This is a genomic window from Pseudomonas syringae pv. tomato str. DC3000 (assembly GCF_000007805.1).
Taxonomy (GTDB): Bacteria; Pseudomonadota; Gammaproteobacteria; order Pseudomonadales; family Pseudomonadaceae; genus Aquipseudomonas; species Aquipseudomonas avellanae.
This window is the reverse complement of the sequence record NC_004578.1, coordinates 2,749,373-2,765,571: the sequence shown is the minus strand read 5'-3', so window position 1 is coordinate 2,765,571 and position 16,199 is coordinate 2,749,373. Positions and strand designations below refer to the sequence as shown.

Annotated in this window: 13 protein-coding genes; 2 read left to right on the top strand and 11 right to left on the bottom strand. The window is 60.0% G+C overall.

Features of this window, described 5'->3' with window-relative positions:
• Positions 1-3 precede the first annotated feature (3 nt).
• On the bottom strand, positions 4-1,455 hold the full coding sequence (locus tag PSPTO_RS12965) for an MFS transporter (RefSeq protein ID WP_011104041.1): 1,452 nt from the start codon (positions 1,453-1,455) through the stop codon (positions 4-6).
• A 61-nt stretch (positions 1,456-1,516) separates the two neighbouring features.
• Positions 1,517-2,824 carry an Nramp family divalent metal transporter gene (locus PSPTO_RS12960; protein ID WP_161797789.1) on the bottom strand — a complete coding sequence of 436 codons (1,308 nt, stop codon included), beginning with the start codon at positions 2,822-2,824 and terminating at the stop codon, positions 1,517-1,519.
• Between the two features lie 404 nt (positions 2,825-3,228).
• Between PSPTO_RS12960 and PSPTO_RS12955 the strand changes: the two genes are divergently transcribed.
• A complete protein-coding gene (locus PSPTO_RS12955; RefSeq protein ID WP_007246679.1) occupies positions 3,229-4,647 on the top strand; it encodes an MFS transporter in 1,419 nt (472 codons plus the stop codon).
• A 30-nt stretch (positions 4,648-4,677) separates the two neighbouring features.
• On the opposite strand, the gene PSPTO_RS12950 is transcribed toward PSPTO_RS12955, so the two are convergent.
• A complete protein-coding gene (locus tag PSPTO_RS12950) occupies positions 4,678-4,902 on the bottom strand; it encodes a DUF6555 family protein (RefSeq protein WP_003381855.1) in 225 nt (74 codons plus the stop codon).
• 382 nt (positions 4,903-5,284) lie between these two features.
• Positions 5,285-6,166 carry an alpha/beta fold hydrolase gene (locus tag PSPTO_RS12945; protein ID WP_011104038.1) on the bottom strand — a complete coding sequence of 294 codons (882 nt, stop codon included), beginning with the start codon at positions 6,164-6,166 and terminating at the stop codon, positions 5,285-5,287.
• Positions 6,167-6,468: 302 nt separating this feature from the next.
• Here PSPTO_RS12945 and PSPTO_RS12940 point away from each other — a divergent pair, with 302 nt between their 5' ends.
• The gene (locus tag PSPTO_RS12940) at positions 6,469-7,377 is read left to right on the top strand and encodes a LysR family transcriptional regulator (protein ID WP_011104037.1); all 909 of its coding nucleotides are present in this window, start codon (positions 6,469-6,471) and stop codon (positions 7,375-7,377) included.
• Between the two features lie 44 nt (positions 7,378-7,421).
• Here the strand turns inward: PSPTO_RS12940 and PSPTO_RS12935 are convergent, their stop codons facing one another.
• From PSPTO_RS12935 to PSPTO_RS12905, 7 genes are all read right to left on the bottom strand, one after another.
• Entirely contained in the window at positions 7,422-9,248 is a 1,827-nt protein-coding gene (locus PSPTO_RS12935) for a glycoside hydrolase family 15 protein (RefSeq protein ID WP_011104036.1), read from the bottom strand.
• Entirely contained in the window at positions 9,241-10,041 is an 801-nt protein-coding gene (locus PSPTO_RS12930; protein ID WP_011104035.1) for an SDR family oxidoreductase, read from the bottom strand. The genes PSPTO_RS12935 and PSPTO_RS12930 overlap by 8 nt, the downstream gene beginning before the upstream one ends.
• 83 nt (positions 10,042-10,124) lie before the next feature.
• Positions 10,125-11,162 (bottom strand): NADP(H)-dependent aldo-keto reductase, encoded by a 1,038-nt coding sequence (locus PSPTO_RS12925; RefSeq protein WP_011104034.1) that lies wholly within the window; start codon positions 11,160-11,162, stop codon positions 10,125-10,127.
• A gap of 87 nt (positions 11,163-11,249) precedes the next feature.
• Entirely contained in the window at positions 11,250-13,061 is a 1,812-nt protein-coding gene (locus tag PSPTO_RS12920; protein WP_007246686.1) for an ABC transporter ATP-binding protein, read from the bottom strand.
• 141 nt (positions 13,062-13,202) lie between these two features.
• Positions 13,203-14,279, bottom strand: coding sequence for a DUF1615 domain-containing protein (locus tag PSPTO_RS12915; RefSeq protein ID WP_011104033.1), 1,077 nt, complete (start codon positions 14,277-14,279; stop codon positions 13,203-13,205).
• 103 nt (positions 14,280-14,382) lie between these two features.
• Entirely contained in the window at positions 14,383-15,291 is a 909-nt protein-coding gene (gene glsB, locus PSPTO_RS12910) for a glutaminase B (RefSeq protein WP_003381839.1), read from the bottom strand.
• Between the two features lie 70 nt (positions 15,292-15,361).
• Positions 15,362-16,177 carry a class II aldolase/adducin family protein gene (locus PSPTO_RS12905; protein ID WP_007246688.1) on the bottom strand — a complete coding sequence of 272 codons (816 nt, stop codon included), beginning with the start codon at positions 16,175-16,177 and terminating at the stop codon, positions 15,362-15,364.
• Between the last annotated feature and the right edge of the window lie 22 nt (positions 16,178-16,199).

Sequence of the window (16,199 nt, the reverse complement as noted above, 5' to 3'; positions counted from 1 at the left end):
GGCTTACACGTCCCCGGCCTGCGATAACGGCCGTGCTACCTCTTCGAGTGACTTGCGCTCGGCAGCCGCGCCCCAGATCGACTGCACCAGCGCCGCCAGCAACATCAACCCCGCCCCGATCAGATAGCCGATAAACACATTGCTGCGCTCTCCGGTGTCGATCAGTTCCCCGAACAGCGTCGGGCCGATCATGCCGCCCAGCCCGGTACCAAACGCATAGAAAACCGCAATCGCCAACGCGCGAATTTCCAGCGGGAAGGTTTCGGCCACGGTCAGGTAGGCCGAACTGGCCGCTGCCGAGGCAAAGAAGAAAATCACCATCCACGCGATGGCCTGCTGGGTAACGTCCAGCAGCCCTTGCTGGAACAGATACCCACTGATTGCCAGCAGCACACCGGACAGGCCGTAGGTCAGGCTGATCATTGTCCGCCGCCCGACCACGTCAAACAGCCTGCCCAGCAGCAGCGGACCGCAGAAGTTGCCCAGCGCCAGTGGCAGCACGTACCAGCCAACCCGCTCGGCAGGTACGTCATAGAAGTCCGTCAGTACCAGCGCATAGGTGAAAAAGATCGCGTTGTAGAAGAACGCCTGTGCGGTCAGCAGCGTCAGGCCCACCAGCGAGCGCTGACGAAACGTCACCAGCAGGGTTCTGGCGACCTCGCCCAGTGGCGTGTGGTCGCGCACATGCAAACGTAAGGGCTTGCTCGTGACGGCAGGCAGCACATGGCCTCGGCGCTGTAAATCTGCCTCTATCTGCTCAACGATTTTCGTCGCCTGCGCTGACTGGCCGTGAATCAACAGCCAGCGCGGGCTTTCCGGCAGCCACAGACGCATCAGCAGCACCAGCAGCCCCAACACCGCGCCGATCCCGAAACACAGACGCCAGCCCAGTTCCGCGCCCACCCACAGCGGGTCCAACAAGACAATCGAACCCACCGCGCCCAGCGCAGCACCCAGCCAGAATGTGCCGTTGATGGTCAGATCGACCCAGCCACGGTAGCGGGCCGGGGTGAACTCCTGGATGGTCGAATTGATTGCCGTGTACTCGCCACCAATGCCCATGCCGGTCAAGAACCGGAACAGCATGAAACTCCAGACGCTGAACGAAAATGCCGTGGCGGCGGTGGCACCGACGTACAGCAGCAAGGTGATGAAGAACAGCTTGCGCCGACCGAGGCGGTCCGCCAGCCAGCCAAACAGCAGTGCGCCGAGCACAGCCCCGGCGATGTACGCAGCACCCGCCAGGCCGATGTCGCTGTTGGTGAGGTTGAGCGCCGGGCTGGCCTTGAGCGCGCCGGCTACCGAACCTGCGAGGGTCACTTCCAGGCCATCGAGCAACCAGGTGATGCCTAGCGCAATCACTAGCAGCGTGTGAAAGCGCCCCCAGGGCAAGCGGTCCAGACGGGCCGGCAAATCGGTCTCGAAGACGGTGCCGTTTTTAGGCGTGATGGGCATGTTCGGCTACCTGACGGCTGACGTGGGCGTCAGGGTTCAGAGTCGCCCACGCCGATCAAGTTCAGCTCACCCAGAACCACAACAGCGTCAGGTTGGCAGCCGAGATCAGGCCGAACAGACACCAGGCGGCCGTCTTGACCAGCCGGCTGTTGACGAACGGCCCCATCAACTGCGGATCGCTGGTAAAGCGGATCAGCGGCCAGAGCGCAAACGGCAGTTGCAGGCTCAACACCACCTGACTGAGCACCAGCATCTTGCCCACTGAACTGTCGCCCAGCCAGATCACCCCGATCAACGCCGGGATCAGCGCCAGCGCTCGAGTAATGAAGCGCCGCTGCCAGCAGGGAATTTTCGCCTGCAAAAAGCCCTCGAGCACCACCTGCCCGGCGATGGTGCCGGAAAATGTCGAGCTCTGCCCAGCCGCCAGCAAAGCCACACCAAACAACACGCTGGCGATCGCACCGCCGACCAGCGGGTCGAGCAGGTGATAGGCGTCCTGAATCTCTACCACGTCAGTGTGGCCGGTCTTGTGAAACGCTGCGGCGGCGAGGATCAGAATCGCTGCGTTAATGAGTAGCGCCAGGCTCAGCGAACCGATGGTGTCCAGGCGCGCATAACGAATGGCGCTGGCCTTGCTGGCGACATCCATGCCGTTGACCCGCGTCTGCACCACCGAAGAATGCAGGTAAAGGTTATGCGGCATGACAGTGGCACCCAAAATGCCGATGGCGATGTACAACGGCTCCTGGCTGCTAAGTACATCCCAGCTCGGTCGCAAACCGGCGACCACATCCGGCCAGAACGGCTTGATGAGGATCAGTTCGACGGCAAAGCAACTGGCGATAGTCACGATCAGCCCGAGTACGATGGCTTCCAGACGGCGGAAATTGGCGCCCTGCAGGGCCAGCACGATCAGCGTGTCGAAGGCAGTCAGCGCCACGCCTGTGGTGATGGAAACCCCCAGCAGCAGATGAAACGCCAACGCCGCGCCCAGCACTTCGGCCAGATCGGTGGCGATGATCGACAGTTCCGCCAGCAACCACTGGCCCTTGGCGACGTTGCGGCTATAGCGAGCCGCAGACAACTGCGCCAGATCGCGCCCGGTGGCGATGCCCAGACGCGAGCAGAGGTTTTGCAAGACCATGCCTGACAGGCTGGCCAGCACCACCACGAACAGCAACGAGTAGCCGAAACGCGAGCCGGCTTCAATGGCCGTCGCCCAGTTACCCGGGTCCATGTAGCCGATCGACACCAGCAGGCCGGGGCCGACGAACAACATCATTTTGCGCAGCAATGAAGCGTTGGGCGGGATGGCGACGCTGTCGGTGGTCGCCGAGGGGCAGAACGGCGCGGTGGCAGTGGTGGGCAGTTTGTACGTCACGGGAACCCGGCAGGCAGAAGAATGAAGAACCTCATCCTAAGGTTTTGCGACACATGTTGATACATCCTTGTTGGCTTCATGATTTTTGTCATGCGCGGGGTCATTCATCGTTTGAAATATCGTCTTCGCGAGCAAGTTCGCTCCACGCCTGCGGGCAGAAGGCTGAAAACACCGTTTTCCGGGTTTTTCAGGACTTGTGTGTAACGCTGGGCGCGTCAGACTCAGGCGCCCGAAACTGCGCCAGGCCAGCATCACGCGATAAAAACGCTCGAAATATGTCTGACTAAACAATCATTCATCTTTTAGGCGTGAATAACCGCATTAAAAGACCAATCATTACAAATTGTAAGGAGTATCATTCCCCCTCTAACAAGCACTCGGGACGGCCATTGATGAATCCATCACCTCAAACCGACGACGCTACAGCCGCGCCGCTTCGGGCTGCGTTCATCTCGGCTCGCATCGACAGGCTGCCGGCGGTTGCCACCATCTGGCGGTTGGTTGCCCTGCTGTCAATCGCCGGTTTTTTCGAGCTTTACGATCTGTTCCAGACGGCGTACATCAGCCCCGGCCTGGTTCGCGACGGGATCTTTGCCACGGGCAGCCAGGGTCTGTTTGGCTTTTCCGATCAGGCGGCGTTTGCCTCGGCGACCTTTCTCGGCCTGTTTTTCGGTGCCAGTCTGCTCAGCCCGATTGCCGACCGTTACGGTCGCCGCGCCATCTTTACCTTCGCGTTGATCTGGTACACCGTCGCGACGGTGATCATGGGCCTGCAAACCTCGGCGCTGGGCGTGATTGGTATGCGTTTTATAGTAGGCATTGGCCTCGGGGTCGAACTGGTCACCATCGACACTTACCTGTCGGAATTGGTACCCAAACGCATACGCAGTTCGGCGTTTGCCTTCGCGTTTTTTATCCAGTTTTTATCGGTCCCCAGCGTTGCGCTGATGTCGTGGTGGCTGGTGCCTCAGGCACCGTTCGGTTTTTCTGGCTGGCGCTGGGTGGTGATCGGCAGTGCCGTGTTCGCCCTGTTTGTCTGGTGGCTGCGCTCGGCGCTGCCGGAATCACCTCGCTGGCTGGCGCAGCAGGGCCGCTTCGACGAAGCAGAACGGATCATGGATGGCATTGAGGCTCGCTGTATCAAAGAACACGGCAAGCCGCTGGATGAGCCACAACCGGACAGCGTCGCAATCGAAGGCAAAGGCCGCTTCGCCGACATTTGGCAACCGCCCTACCGCCGTCGTGCATTGATGCTGATCGTGTTTCACGTCTTCCAGGCTATCGGCTTTTTCGGCTTCGGCAACTGGCTACCTGCCCTGCTCTCCGGGCAAGGCCTCAGTGTTACGCACAGCCTGGGTTATGCGTTTGTCATCACGCTGGCCTATCCGCTGGGTCCGCTGTTGTTCGTGAAGTTTGCCAATCGTTTTGAAAACAAATGGCAGATTGTCGGTTCAGCTCTGGGGGCGATGATCTTCGGCAGCCTGTTTGCGTTTCAGACCAGCGCCGCGGGCCTGGTCTTGTGCGGCATCATGATCACGTTCTGCAATGCGTGGCTGAGTTTCAGTTACCACTCGTATCAGGGCGAGCTGTTCCCGACCAACATCCGTGCCCGCGCGGTGGGCTTCTGCTACTCGTTCAGCCGCCTGTCTACGGTGTTCAGCAGCCTGTTGATCGGGATTTTTCTCGACCACTTCGGCACGCCGGGGGTGCTCGCCTTCATCGTCAGCAGCATGCTGATCGTGATGATCACCATCGGCCGCTTCGGCCCTCGCACACGCAACCTGGCGCTGGAGCAGATAACCCATCGCTAATGCTGAACGGTCGCATCCCAAAGGAAGGGCTCAAGCCTGAGCCCACTCCACGTCGGTCACACCGAAGTGTTCGGCATACGGTTTCGACACCCGGGCGACCTTCTCCAGTCGATATTTGGGTATTCGCGCGAGCCCGGCATCGACACTTGCGTAATGCCATGCTTCAGCATTGTCCATATTCTCGGTTCGTATATAAAAACTCTTGAACGAACCATTTAACAGATAATCAATGCGGTAATGTTTTGGAAGTGCCATTGAAAGCCTGATCCTTTTTTCAGCAGTGGCTTGAAGTATAGGTGACCCAAACCCATGCGAAAAAATTCATTCTTTTTTTGCTAGATGCGATCAGCGAACATTTTCCCGCCCTATATCGGCAAGCCCCAATTGCGCTCGCGCAACGCTGTTCCTTGAATGATCAGCGCTGTCAGCGGGATGTTACAGCGCCGCTGAATCAAAGCACCGGCACAACGCAGGAAGTTGAATAAATACTCCAATTGAATGACCTATCGAATGGCGGCCGCTAACCACCTCAGCGTGCGGGCATCAAACCGTTGCAGTGACCTTTCAATGTATCGCCTGACGATTGTCGAAGTGACGCAACATACAAACAACAGGCGTCACTGGATTGAGCGCCCTGTCAGACGCTTAGCTTTCGCGACAGAAATTCACGAATGTAGTCGGCCACTTCGGGCGCATGGGTTTCCAGCGTGAAGTGACCTGCATCCAGAAGATGCACTTCAGCATTTGGAACATCCCTGAGATAGGCCTGCGCGCCCGGCGGGATAAAAGCCGGATCGTGCCTGCCCCAGACGGCCAGTAAAGGCGGCTGGTGTTTGCGCAAGTACGCCTGGAATGCAGGGTAAGCCGCCACGTTGCTGCGGTAGTCCAGAATCAGGTCAAGCTGAATCTCCTCGGCGCCTGGCCGCGCCATGTACAGGATGTCCAGGTTATAGCCGTCGGGCGCGAGCTTCTCGGGGTCGGCACCGGTGCCGTACTGCCAGTCGCGGATTGTCTCCGGCGACAAAGACGGGCGACAGGCCTCGCGATTGGCTGCCGAGGGGTAGCGCCAGTAAGCCTGCCACGGGTCCCATTGATCACTGAAGCCCTCCAGATAGGCGTTGCCGTTCTGGGTGATGATTGCCGTCACTTTTTCCGGGTTCGCTGCGGCAAGGCGCAGACCGGTTGGCGCGCCGTAATCGAATATGTACAAGGCGTATTGGCTCAGTTGCAACGCTTCGGTAAAGCCTTCGATCACCTTGTAAAGGTTTTCAAAGCTGTACTCGAACTGCCCGCGCGGCGGCGCTTTGGTGTTGCCAAAACCGGGCAAGTCAGGCGCAATCAAACGGTACTGAGTCGCCAGCAACGGCATCAGCGTGCGGAACATATGGCTGGACGTCGGGAAGCCGTGGAGCAGCAGAAGCACCGGGGCATCCTTACGGCCGACTTCACGATAGAACACCTCTACATCGCCGACTTGCCGAGTGTGAAACGTGACACGGAAGGCATCATCGAAGGCCATAGTCTTTTCCTGGGTCAAAGGACTGTTTGGGTAAGAAGCAGCGCTGACCAGCGAAGCGCCAATAACAGATGCCGCGCCGATGACAGAGCCCTGTAAAACCTTGCGCCGACTGAAGGCAGATGCCGCACCTGTGGAGCCGGCTGAATCGGAATTGCTCATGTCAGAACCTGGTGTGAATGAAGTGACGTCAATCCTAGTTGTTGCAATAGCTATCGAGAATGGCCAAAAAACTCAATTCACTCTTTCCGTTTCTGCAAAGCTGCTAGAGTCTCGACCACATATCGGTACGAAGAACGTTCACGATGGATCGCATTCAGGAAATGACGCTGTTTGCCGCATTGGCCGGGCAGACCAGCTTCACCGGTGTCGCCCGACACGTTGGGCTGTCTACCGCTACCGTGACACGCGCAGTGGCCAGCCTGGAAAGCAGGCTGGGCATTCTGCTGGTGGTGCGCACCACCCGTAACATGCGCCTCACCAAGGCCGGGCAACGCTTCGCGGAGGATTGTCGCCGCTTGCTGGCCGACCTGTCTGAAGCGGAAAACGCTGCGGCGGGTGTGCATGCGCTGCCAGCCGGCACGTTGACGGTCACCGCACCGCAAATGTTCGGCGCGTTGCATGTCACGCCGGTATTGACCCGTTTTCTCAGTGAGTACCCGGCAGTGGATATTCGCGCCATTCTGGTGGACCGGGTCGTGTCCATGCTCGATGAGGGAGTCGATGTGGCGGTGCGCATCGGTGCGTTGCGCGATTCGTCCTTGACGGCCATCCGTGTCGGCAGCGTGCGGCGCATGGTCTGCGCATCGCCTGTTTACCTGACGCAGCATGGCACGCCCCGGCACCCTGACGATCTGCAACAGCACGCCACCATCTCGACGTCGGCCCCGGAACGGCCACCCCACTGGGCGTTTCGAGTCGATGATCAGGACTACTCGGTGAATGTCGCCTCAAGGCTCAGCCTGACGTCCTTCCAGGCGTCGATCAATGCCGCGTTGCAGCATTGGGGGCTCACTCAGGTGCCGCACTACCAGATACGCGAGCACCTGCACAACGGCAGACTCGTTTGCGTACTGGAAGATTTTGAAATCGCTCCCGAACCGGTGCACGTCGTCTACTCGGAGGGCCGCCGTGGCTCTTCCAGGGTAAGGTCGTTCGTGGATTTCTGCGTCAGTGCCCTGAGGGAAGATCTGCAGTTTGAAGCTGCAGGGTGAATGAACGCAGCCAGACAGCGGTCATTCACCCACACCGACACCCTTCAGGGTTGCCAAAGCGCCTGTTCGCCGCTCAGTTTACGGTCCAGGAAACTCGCCGCACTGATCAGCGCCAAGTGACTCAGGGCCTGCGGCGTGTTGCCCAGATGACGGGCATGGCCGTCGAACTCTTCGGCATACAAACCCAGCGGGTTGGCGTAACGCAGCAACTGCTCGAACTCCAGGTGCGCCTGCTCTACCCGACCGGCGCGGGCCAGGCATTCGACATACCAGAACGAACAGGCCACAAACGCGCCCTCCTCACCTGCCAGGCCATCATCATGGTCGTCATCATTGCGGTAGCGGAACACCATTCCGTCACGCACCAGCGCAGCTTCGATGGCGTCCAGTGTCGCCAGCCATTTCGGGTCATTGGCACCGACGAAGCGCACCAGCGGCATCAGCAGCATCGAGGCGTCCAGATTGCGGCTGCCTTTGTACTGCACAAAATGACCGAGTTCTTCGTTCCAGAAGTTGTCCCAGATGTCGTTCTGGATATCTTCACGGACCTTGTTCCAGCGCTCGAATGGCCCTGACAGTGAGCGTTTAAAGGCTAGGCGCAGTGCCCGGTCCAACGCGACCCAGCACATCAGCCGCGAGTGCAGAAAGTGCTGGTCGCCACCGCGCATTTCCCAGATACCCACGTCGCGGTCGTTCCAGTGTTCGCACACATAATCGACCTGGCGCACAACGTGCTGCCAGCCGTCATGGGAGATCGCGTCGCCGTACTTGTTGGCCAGGTACACGGCGTCCATCAATTCGCCGTAGATATCCAGTTGAACCTGCTTGTACGCCTCGTTGCCGATCCGCACCGGCTGCGCACCGCCGTAACCGGTCAAGTGATCGAGGTGCTCCTCGGGCAGTTCTGCGTGGCCGTCAAGGGCATACAGAATGCCGAGCTTCTCGGTCTGCTCGCAGCAGTCGTCCAGTCGCCCGCGCACCCAGCCCATGAAGGCATTGGCCTCATCGGTGTAACCCAGGCGCATGAACGCGTACACGGTGAATGAGGCGTCACGGATCCACGTGTAACGGTAATCCCAGTTACGCTCGCCAGCTTCGGTTTCCGGCAGGCCGAACGTCGCAGCGGCAACAATGCCGCCATGCTTGCGCGAAGTCAGCAATTTGAGCGCCAGTGCCGAACGGGTGACCATTTCGCGCCAGCGGCCCTTGTACTGCGACTGTCCGGCCCAGCGCCGCCAGAACTTCAGGGTGTCATCGAAATAACGCGAGCACTTGCCTGCAGCAACATTCGGGTCGTCGATGCCACCCAGAATGAACTCGATGGTCTGGCCTTTGTGCATGTGAAACTCGGCGACGGCGTCGTGCTGTTCCAGGTGCAACGGCGTAGCTGCTGACAAGCGCATGCCCGGCTGCCCTTGGGCCTCGAAACAGATGTCCTGACCATCGACGCGCGCTGTGGTGTCGGCACGGCTGTAGTCCATGCGCACGCGGCAACGCATGCGTATCGTGGCCTCGCCAAAACGCACCTGAACCCGGCGCACGATGCGTGGCAAGTCGTCTTGATCCTCGCCGATCGGCATCAGATCAGTGACTTCCACCACTGCCTGCTCGGCAATCCAGCGGGTTTGCAGCACATTGGTGTCCGGCAGATAGATCTGCAGCCTTCTGGCGTCCGGCAGGTCAGGCGCCAGTTGAAAGATCCCCGCGTCGGGGGTGTCCAGTAGCGCGGTGAAGATCGACGGGCTGTCGAAGTCCGGCCAGCAACAGAAGTCGATACTGCCGGTGTCGGCAATCAACGCAGCGCTGCGCATGTCGCCGATAATGCCGTGGTCTTCGATACGGTTTTGTGCTTCTTGCGGACGATCAGCCATTGCCACGGAACTCCGGATAGAGGGTCATGCCGCCATCGATGTACAGGGTGGTGCCATGCACGTAATCCGAGGCGTCGGAGGCCAGCCACAGCACCGCATTGGCGACGTCTTCCGGCTCACCGATGCGCCCGTAAGGGATCAGCTTGAGCATTTCCTTTTCGGCGTCGCCCTTGCGTGCGTCGGCATTGATCGGCGTGCGGATGGCGCCCGGCGCGACGCTGTTGACGCGGATTTTCAGCTCGCCGACTTCCTGGGCAATACTGCGCATTAGCAGGTCGACTCCGCCCTTGGAGGCGGCGTAATTGACGTGCCCGGCCCACGGGATCAACTGGTGCACCGAGCTCATGTGAATGATCTTGCCCATCGCCCGCGACACCTCCGGGCGCATGCCTTGCTTGATGAACTGGCGCAACGCAGCGCGGGCGCAAAGAAACTGCCCGGTCAGGTTGACGTTGATAACGGTGTTCCAGTCTTCCAGGCTCATGTCGACGATGGCTGCGTCTTTCTGCAGGCCCGAGTTGGCGACCAGAATGTCCAGCGCGCCAAAGTGCTCCACGGTCTGCGCAAACAGACGCTCGACATCTTCCTCTTTCGACACATCAGCCCCGACAGCAAGCGCACGACCGCCCGCTGCACGAATCTCTTCAGCCAGCTTCTCGGCAGGTTCAGCCTTGGAATTGTAATTGATCACCACCGCTGCACCGGCGTCCGCCAGCGCTCGCGCGGCACCCGCGCCCAGACCGGAACTGGCGCCGGTGACGATTGCGACTTGTTGCTTGAGTGAGATATGCATCTGAATTCAGCCTCGGAGTAAGCACCCTAGTGCTGACTGACGAGGCTGAACGTAAGTTCAGTGCAGATTATTGCTGGTTCAGGTTACGGCGCAGGGTTGGGCTGCGAGGTGTGAATGGCCTCGATTGCTTCGATGACTTCATCGGACAGCGTGACGTCGATGCTCTTCAGGTTGATCTCCAGTTGATCCAGCTTGGTGGCACCAATGATGTTGCTGGTCACGAACGGGCGGCTGGTGACGTAGGCCAGGGCCATCTGCGAAGGGTCCAGACCGTGTTCGCGGGCCAACGCAACGTACTTGGCAGTGGCGCTGACGGCCTGCGGATTGTTATAACGCTGAAAGCGCTCGAACAGGGTCAGGCGACCATCGGCCGGGCGTGCGCCATCCAGGTATTTACCCGCCAGCACACCGAACGCCAGTGGCGAGTAAGCCAGCAGACCGATCTGTTCGCGAATGGCGATCTCTGCCAGGCCGACCTCGAAAGTTCGGTTGAGCAGGTTGTAGGGGTTCTGGATCGACACGGCACGCGGCAGATCAAGGGTTTCGGCCAGGTGCAGAAAACGCTGGGTGCCCCATGGTGTTTCGTTGGACAGGCCGAAGTGGCGAATCTTGCCTTCCTTGACCAGATCCGCCAGTACCGACAGGGTCTCCTGAATCTCGACCGCCTTGTCATCCGGGTCATGGGTATAGCCCAGCACGCCGAAAAAGTTGGTCTTGCGATCCGGCCAGTGCAACTGGTAAAGGTCCAGATAATCAGTGTTCAGGCGTTTAAGGCTGGCCTCAAGCGCGGTGGTAATGTTCTTGCGGTCCAGGCGTGGATTGCCATCGCGGATGTGCTCCATGCGGCCGGGGCCCACGACCTTGCTGGCCAGCACCCAGTCACTGCGGTCGCCGTACTTCTTGAAGTACTCGCCAATGATGCTCTCGGTCTTGGTGTAGGTCTCGCTGCGCGGCGGCACCGGGTACATTTCGGCGGTGTCGAGGAAGTTGACCCTGGCCTCTTTGGCCATGCGGATTTGCTCGAATGCTTCAACCTGGGTGTTCTGCTCGCCCCAGGTCATGGTGCCCAGGCAGATGGCGCTGACCGACAGGTCGGTTTTGCCCAATTTACGAAATTGCATCGATGTCTCCGATCGGTTCAGAAGAATACGGTGTGAAACAGGGCTCCCATAAAACGCCGACTGGTCATGCACTGCAACACTTTTTATCTAACGATAACCCTGTGCCTGAAGATCAAACAGCGCGGCGTAGCGCCCTGCGGCGGCGATCAGGCTGTCATGGTCACCGCGTTCCAGCACCCGACCGTGTTCCAGCACCACGATGTGCTCGGCGTTGCGCACGCTGGAAAAACGATGGGAAATCAGCAGCGTCATGCGGCCCCTGGCGTATTCACGAAAATGCTCGAACACTGCGGCTTCTGCGCCAGCATCCAGCGCCGCAGTGGGCTCATCGAGAATCAGGATATCGGCGTCGCGACGCATGTAGGCGCGCGACAGGGCGATTTTCTGCCACTGCCCGCCGGACAGCTCCTGACCGCCCGCGAACCAGCGGCCCAGTTGGGTGGCGTAGCCCTTATCGAGCTGCTCGATGAACTGCGCGGCCATGCCTTGCGCTGCGGCTTCGCGCCAGCGGGTTTCATCGTGAAACGCCTGGGTATCGCCGACACCGAGGTTCTCGCCGACCAGAAACTGATAGCGGATGAAGTCCTGGAAGATCACCCCAATGCGCGAACGCAGCGCGTCTTCGTGCCATTCCTGCAGGTCGCTGCCATCCAGCAGAATGCGGCCCTGATCGGGTTGATACAGCCGCGTCAGCAGTTTGATCAGCGTGGTTTTGCCCGAACCGTTTTCGCCCACCAGCGCCACGCTGCGACCCGGTGCCAGGTGCAGGTCGATGTTTTCCAGTGCCGCACGGCGGGTGCCTGGGTAGGTGAAGCTCACATTTTCGAAACGCATGCCGTCACCGGGCAGCACGCCCTGCGTGAGGCTGCCTGTTGGCGGGGTGACCGGCTGGCCGAGGTAGATGTACAAATCAGCCAGGTACAGCCCGTCTTCGTACAGGCCGCTGATTGCGCTGAGGCTACTGCTGACCGCGGCTTGCCCCTGTTTGAAGAGCACCAGGTACATGGTCATCTGACCCAGCGTGATCCGCCCGTGCACGGCATCGACCACCACCCAGGCATACGCCAGATAGAACGAGGCAGTGCCCAGCAAGCCGAGCAGAAAGCCCCAGCCGTCACGGCGCACGGTCAAACGGCGGTCTTCGGCGTACAGCCGTTCAAAGGTGTCGCGATAGCGCTTGAGCAGCAGCGGCGCGAAGCCGAACAGCTTGACCTCCTTGATATAGCCTTCGTGGGAAAGCAGTGTTTCGATGTAATTCTGCCGACGGGTTTCGGGTGCACGGCGGGTAAACAGCCGAAATGCATCGCCGGAAAAATGCGCCTCAGCAAAGAAGACCGGCAGCGCACCCACCACCAGAATCAACAACGCCCAGGGCGAAAAATGCACCAGCAGCACGGCGAAACTGATCAGGGAAATAAGGTTTTGCAACAGGCCCAGCGACTTGGTCACCAGCGCCAGCGGCCGGGTCGAGGCTTCACGCCGGACACGCACGAGTTTGTCGTAGAACTCCGAATCCTCGAACTGGGACAGTGACAGGGTCTGGGCTTTCTCCAGAATCAACGTATTGACCTTCTGCCCCAGCAGCACCCGCAACAGCGCCTGCTGTACCGACAGCCCGCGTTGCGCACCGGCCAGCAGCGCCAGCACGCCCGCCTCCAGTAACACATAGCGCAACACCGGCCATAACGGCGCGTCACCCGTGCTGGCGTGCAATTGCATGGCGCTGACCACGGCATCGACGATACGCTGCCCCAGCCAGGCGGCCAGCGCAGGCAACAAGCCTGCAACCAGCGTGGCGAGGATCAGGCCGACGGACAGCGCACGGGAAGTGGTCCAGACCAGATGCATGGCCCGCAAGGCCTGCTGCAGAAAAATCGTGAAGCGTTTTAAAACGGGCATACGTCAAATAAGTCCTGAAGAGCCTTGAATAAAGGGCTGAAACCACGAGATTTCTCGCCAAGTCGCACCCTCGAAATCGGACGCAGAGCGTCCGGTCTTGATAATGCAGCGCGACGCAGATGTGTGATCGCTTTTCCGGGCTCAAGCTCCCTTCGGCGCGCGCAGCACGCAGCGTTCGCGGCGGTCGTCCACGCGTTCGGCGAACCAGGCGGTGGTCAGGTTGCGGGTGATTTTCGGGCTTTTCAGGGTAATGCCCGGCAGGATGGCTCTTGGCAAGGGCTTGCCCGCGGCCCGGTCCGCCAGCGCGAACACCTTGCTGTAGAGGTCCGTCTCCTCGAATTCCAGGGTATCGCCCTGCTTGAGCTGGTTCCAGATCTGCGACTTGTTCATGCCCAACCGGTCACTCAGGGTACGCACGGCCAGCTCGGTGGAACCGGGTGAAGTGGAATCGAAACGGATCAGGTCGCCATCGAGCGCCAGTTCGATGCCGGTCGCGCGGCTGACCGCATTCTGAAATGCTGCATTGCGGCTGGCGTACCAGCCCGCATTGAAGTCGGCGAAGCGATACAGCGACTGGGTGTAGCTCACCGGGTAACCGAGCAAGTGGGCCACGCCGAAATACATACCGCCACGACGAGTGAACACCTCGCGCCGAATAGAACCATCAACCGCGTATGGATAATCCTCGGCGTGCTTTTCAGCAAAGGCGATGCTGACCTGCATCGGGCCGCCGGTCTTGACCGGGTTGAAGTTGCCGAACAACGCCTGGCCCAGCGGCACCATGCCGATGAAGTCATCAAAAATGGCGCTGAGGTCTTTTTCGGTATGAGCCGAATCGAGCCGCTTGCCGTAGGTCTTGCCATCCGGCGAGCGCACGCGCAGCGCGGTGGCGATCAAGGCATTGGGGATATGCAGCCGCGCGGCGCGCCGGTCGATTTCAGCACGCGCGATGCGGCCCATGTTCGGCACGGCCGGATCAACCTGAAAGGTCGACTCCTGCTCGGTCACGGCCAGCACCGAACACAGGTTTTCAGTGCTCAGCGGAATTTTCTGCGCGGCAAACGCGGCCTGGATATCCGTCGCCCAGGCCTGTCGATCCGTGACAGTGGCAGGTATCAGCCGCACGATCTTCGCGCGCGCCTGTTCCGGGCTCAGCTCAGGTTCCTGAACACGCTGGGTGCCGCAACCGGCCAGCACCAACAGCCCGGCGCTCAGCATGAGCGATTTGCATAGCCTTCTATTCAATCCATGACTCCTGGCAGATTCGCGCTTCAACGCACTGTTCACTTCAGAAGACGTTTTACCTTAAAAGGCTTTTACTTCAAAAAACCGACCAGTCGACCCTCGCGCTGAGTTTTTCCAGCGCAGCCATACCGACAAGGGAATTGCCCGCTGCGTTCAACGCAGGAGACCACACACAGACCGAAGCGCGCTCCGGCACAATCGCCACAATCCCGCCGCCAACTCCGCTCTTGCCGGGCAGACCGACGCGATAAGCAAAGTTGCCGGCTTCGTCGTAAAGACCGCTGGTGGCCATGATCGAATTGACCTGAGTGGCCTGGCGTGCGGTGAGGATCTGCACGCCACTGTGGGCGCAAAAACCCTGATTGGCCAGAAAACCGAACGCTTTCGCCAGATCGATGCAATTCATGCTCAGCGCACAATGGTGAAAATAGCTGCGCAACACGTCTTCTACATCGCCGTGGAAATTGTCGAAGGATTTCATCAGATAAGCCGCCGCCGCGTTGCGCGAACGGTGCTGGTATTCGGATTCGGCCACCTTGGAATCGGAAGTGATCGAGCGGTTGCCGCACAGGCGACGCACGAAATCGCGCATCGACAACGACGGGGCGGCAAAACGCGCCTGATTGATGTCGCAGATCACCAGTGCACCGGCATTGATGAACGGGTTGCGCGGCCTGCCCTGCTCGAACTCCAGCTGCACCAGCGAGTTGAACGGCTGGCCGGATGGCTCGTGGCCAAGGCGCTGCCAGATGTCCTCGCCGGAATGGCCGATGGCCTGCACCAGGCTGAATACCTTGGAAATGCTTTGAATCGAAAACAGCGTCTCGGCGTCACCGGCGCTGAACACCTGGCCGTCGTTGCCATACACCGCGATGCCCAACTGATCAGGCCGCACCCCGCCCAGCGCCGGAATGTAATCGGCCACCTTGCCCTGACCGAGCAAGGGTCTTACTTCATCGAGGATTTCGTTCAGCAGGTCGTGCATGTGTGCGCCCCTTGTTTTGGGTGCGCACACTACACCAACCCTCGGCGCCTCGCATCACTGCATTGCAGGCTCACTCCCTGTAATCGGTGCCGCTGCGCTCCAGCTCGCGAATCAATGCATTCCAGTGCCGCGCAACCCCCGGCCCATGCCCGTCCTTGATGACCTTGGCCTGCTCTTCAACCCTGGCGATGACTTCCTGCGGAGGGAACACCAGTTCGTCATTACCCGCCGACTGCGCGGCGATCTGAATGTTGCAGGCGTACTCCAGAGCATGAAGCTGCTGAAAGGCATGTTCGACGCTCACGCCACCGGTCAGTAACCCGTGGTTACGCAGGATCATCACGCTCTTGTCACCCAGATCGGCGACCAGTCGTTCGCGCTCGCTCAAGTCCAGCGCAATGCCTTCGTAGCCGTGATAGGCCACGCGCCCGGAGAAGGCAATCGAGTGCTGGGAAATCGGCAGCAGCCCGCCTTTCTGCGCCGACACCGCAATACCGTCACGGGTGTGAGTGTGCAACACCGCTTGCAGGTCATGACGTGCCGCGTGAATGGCGCTGTGGATCACGTAACCGGCGTAGTTGATGCCCAATCCGGTCGGGTCATCGACAATCGTGCCGTCGATATCGACCTTGACCAGATTGGACGCTGTGATTTCATCGAACAGCAGGCCGAAGGCGTTGATCAGAAAGTGCTCGTCCGGCCCCGGCACCCGCGCCGAGAAATGCGTGTAGATGTGATCGGTCCAGCGCTTGAGCGCCGCCAGACGATACGCCGCCGCCAGCTTGACCCGGACCTCCCATTCCTGTGGCGACACCCGGTCGCGCACACTGCCGCCACCTGACGGCGTGGTCTCTGGCTGGATCGGCAAAGCGCTGACGTTGCTCATGGTATTGCTCCTGAAAGACTGC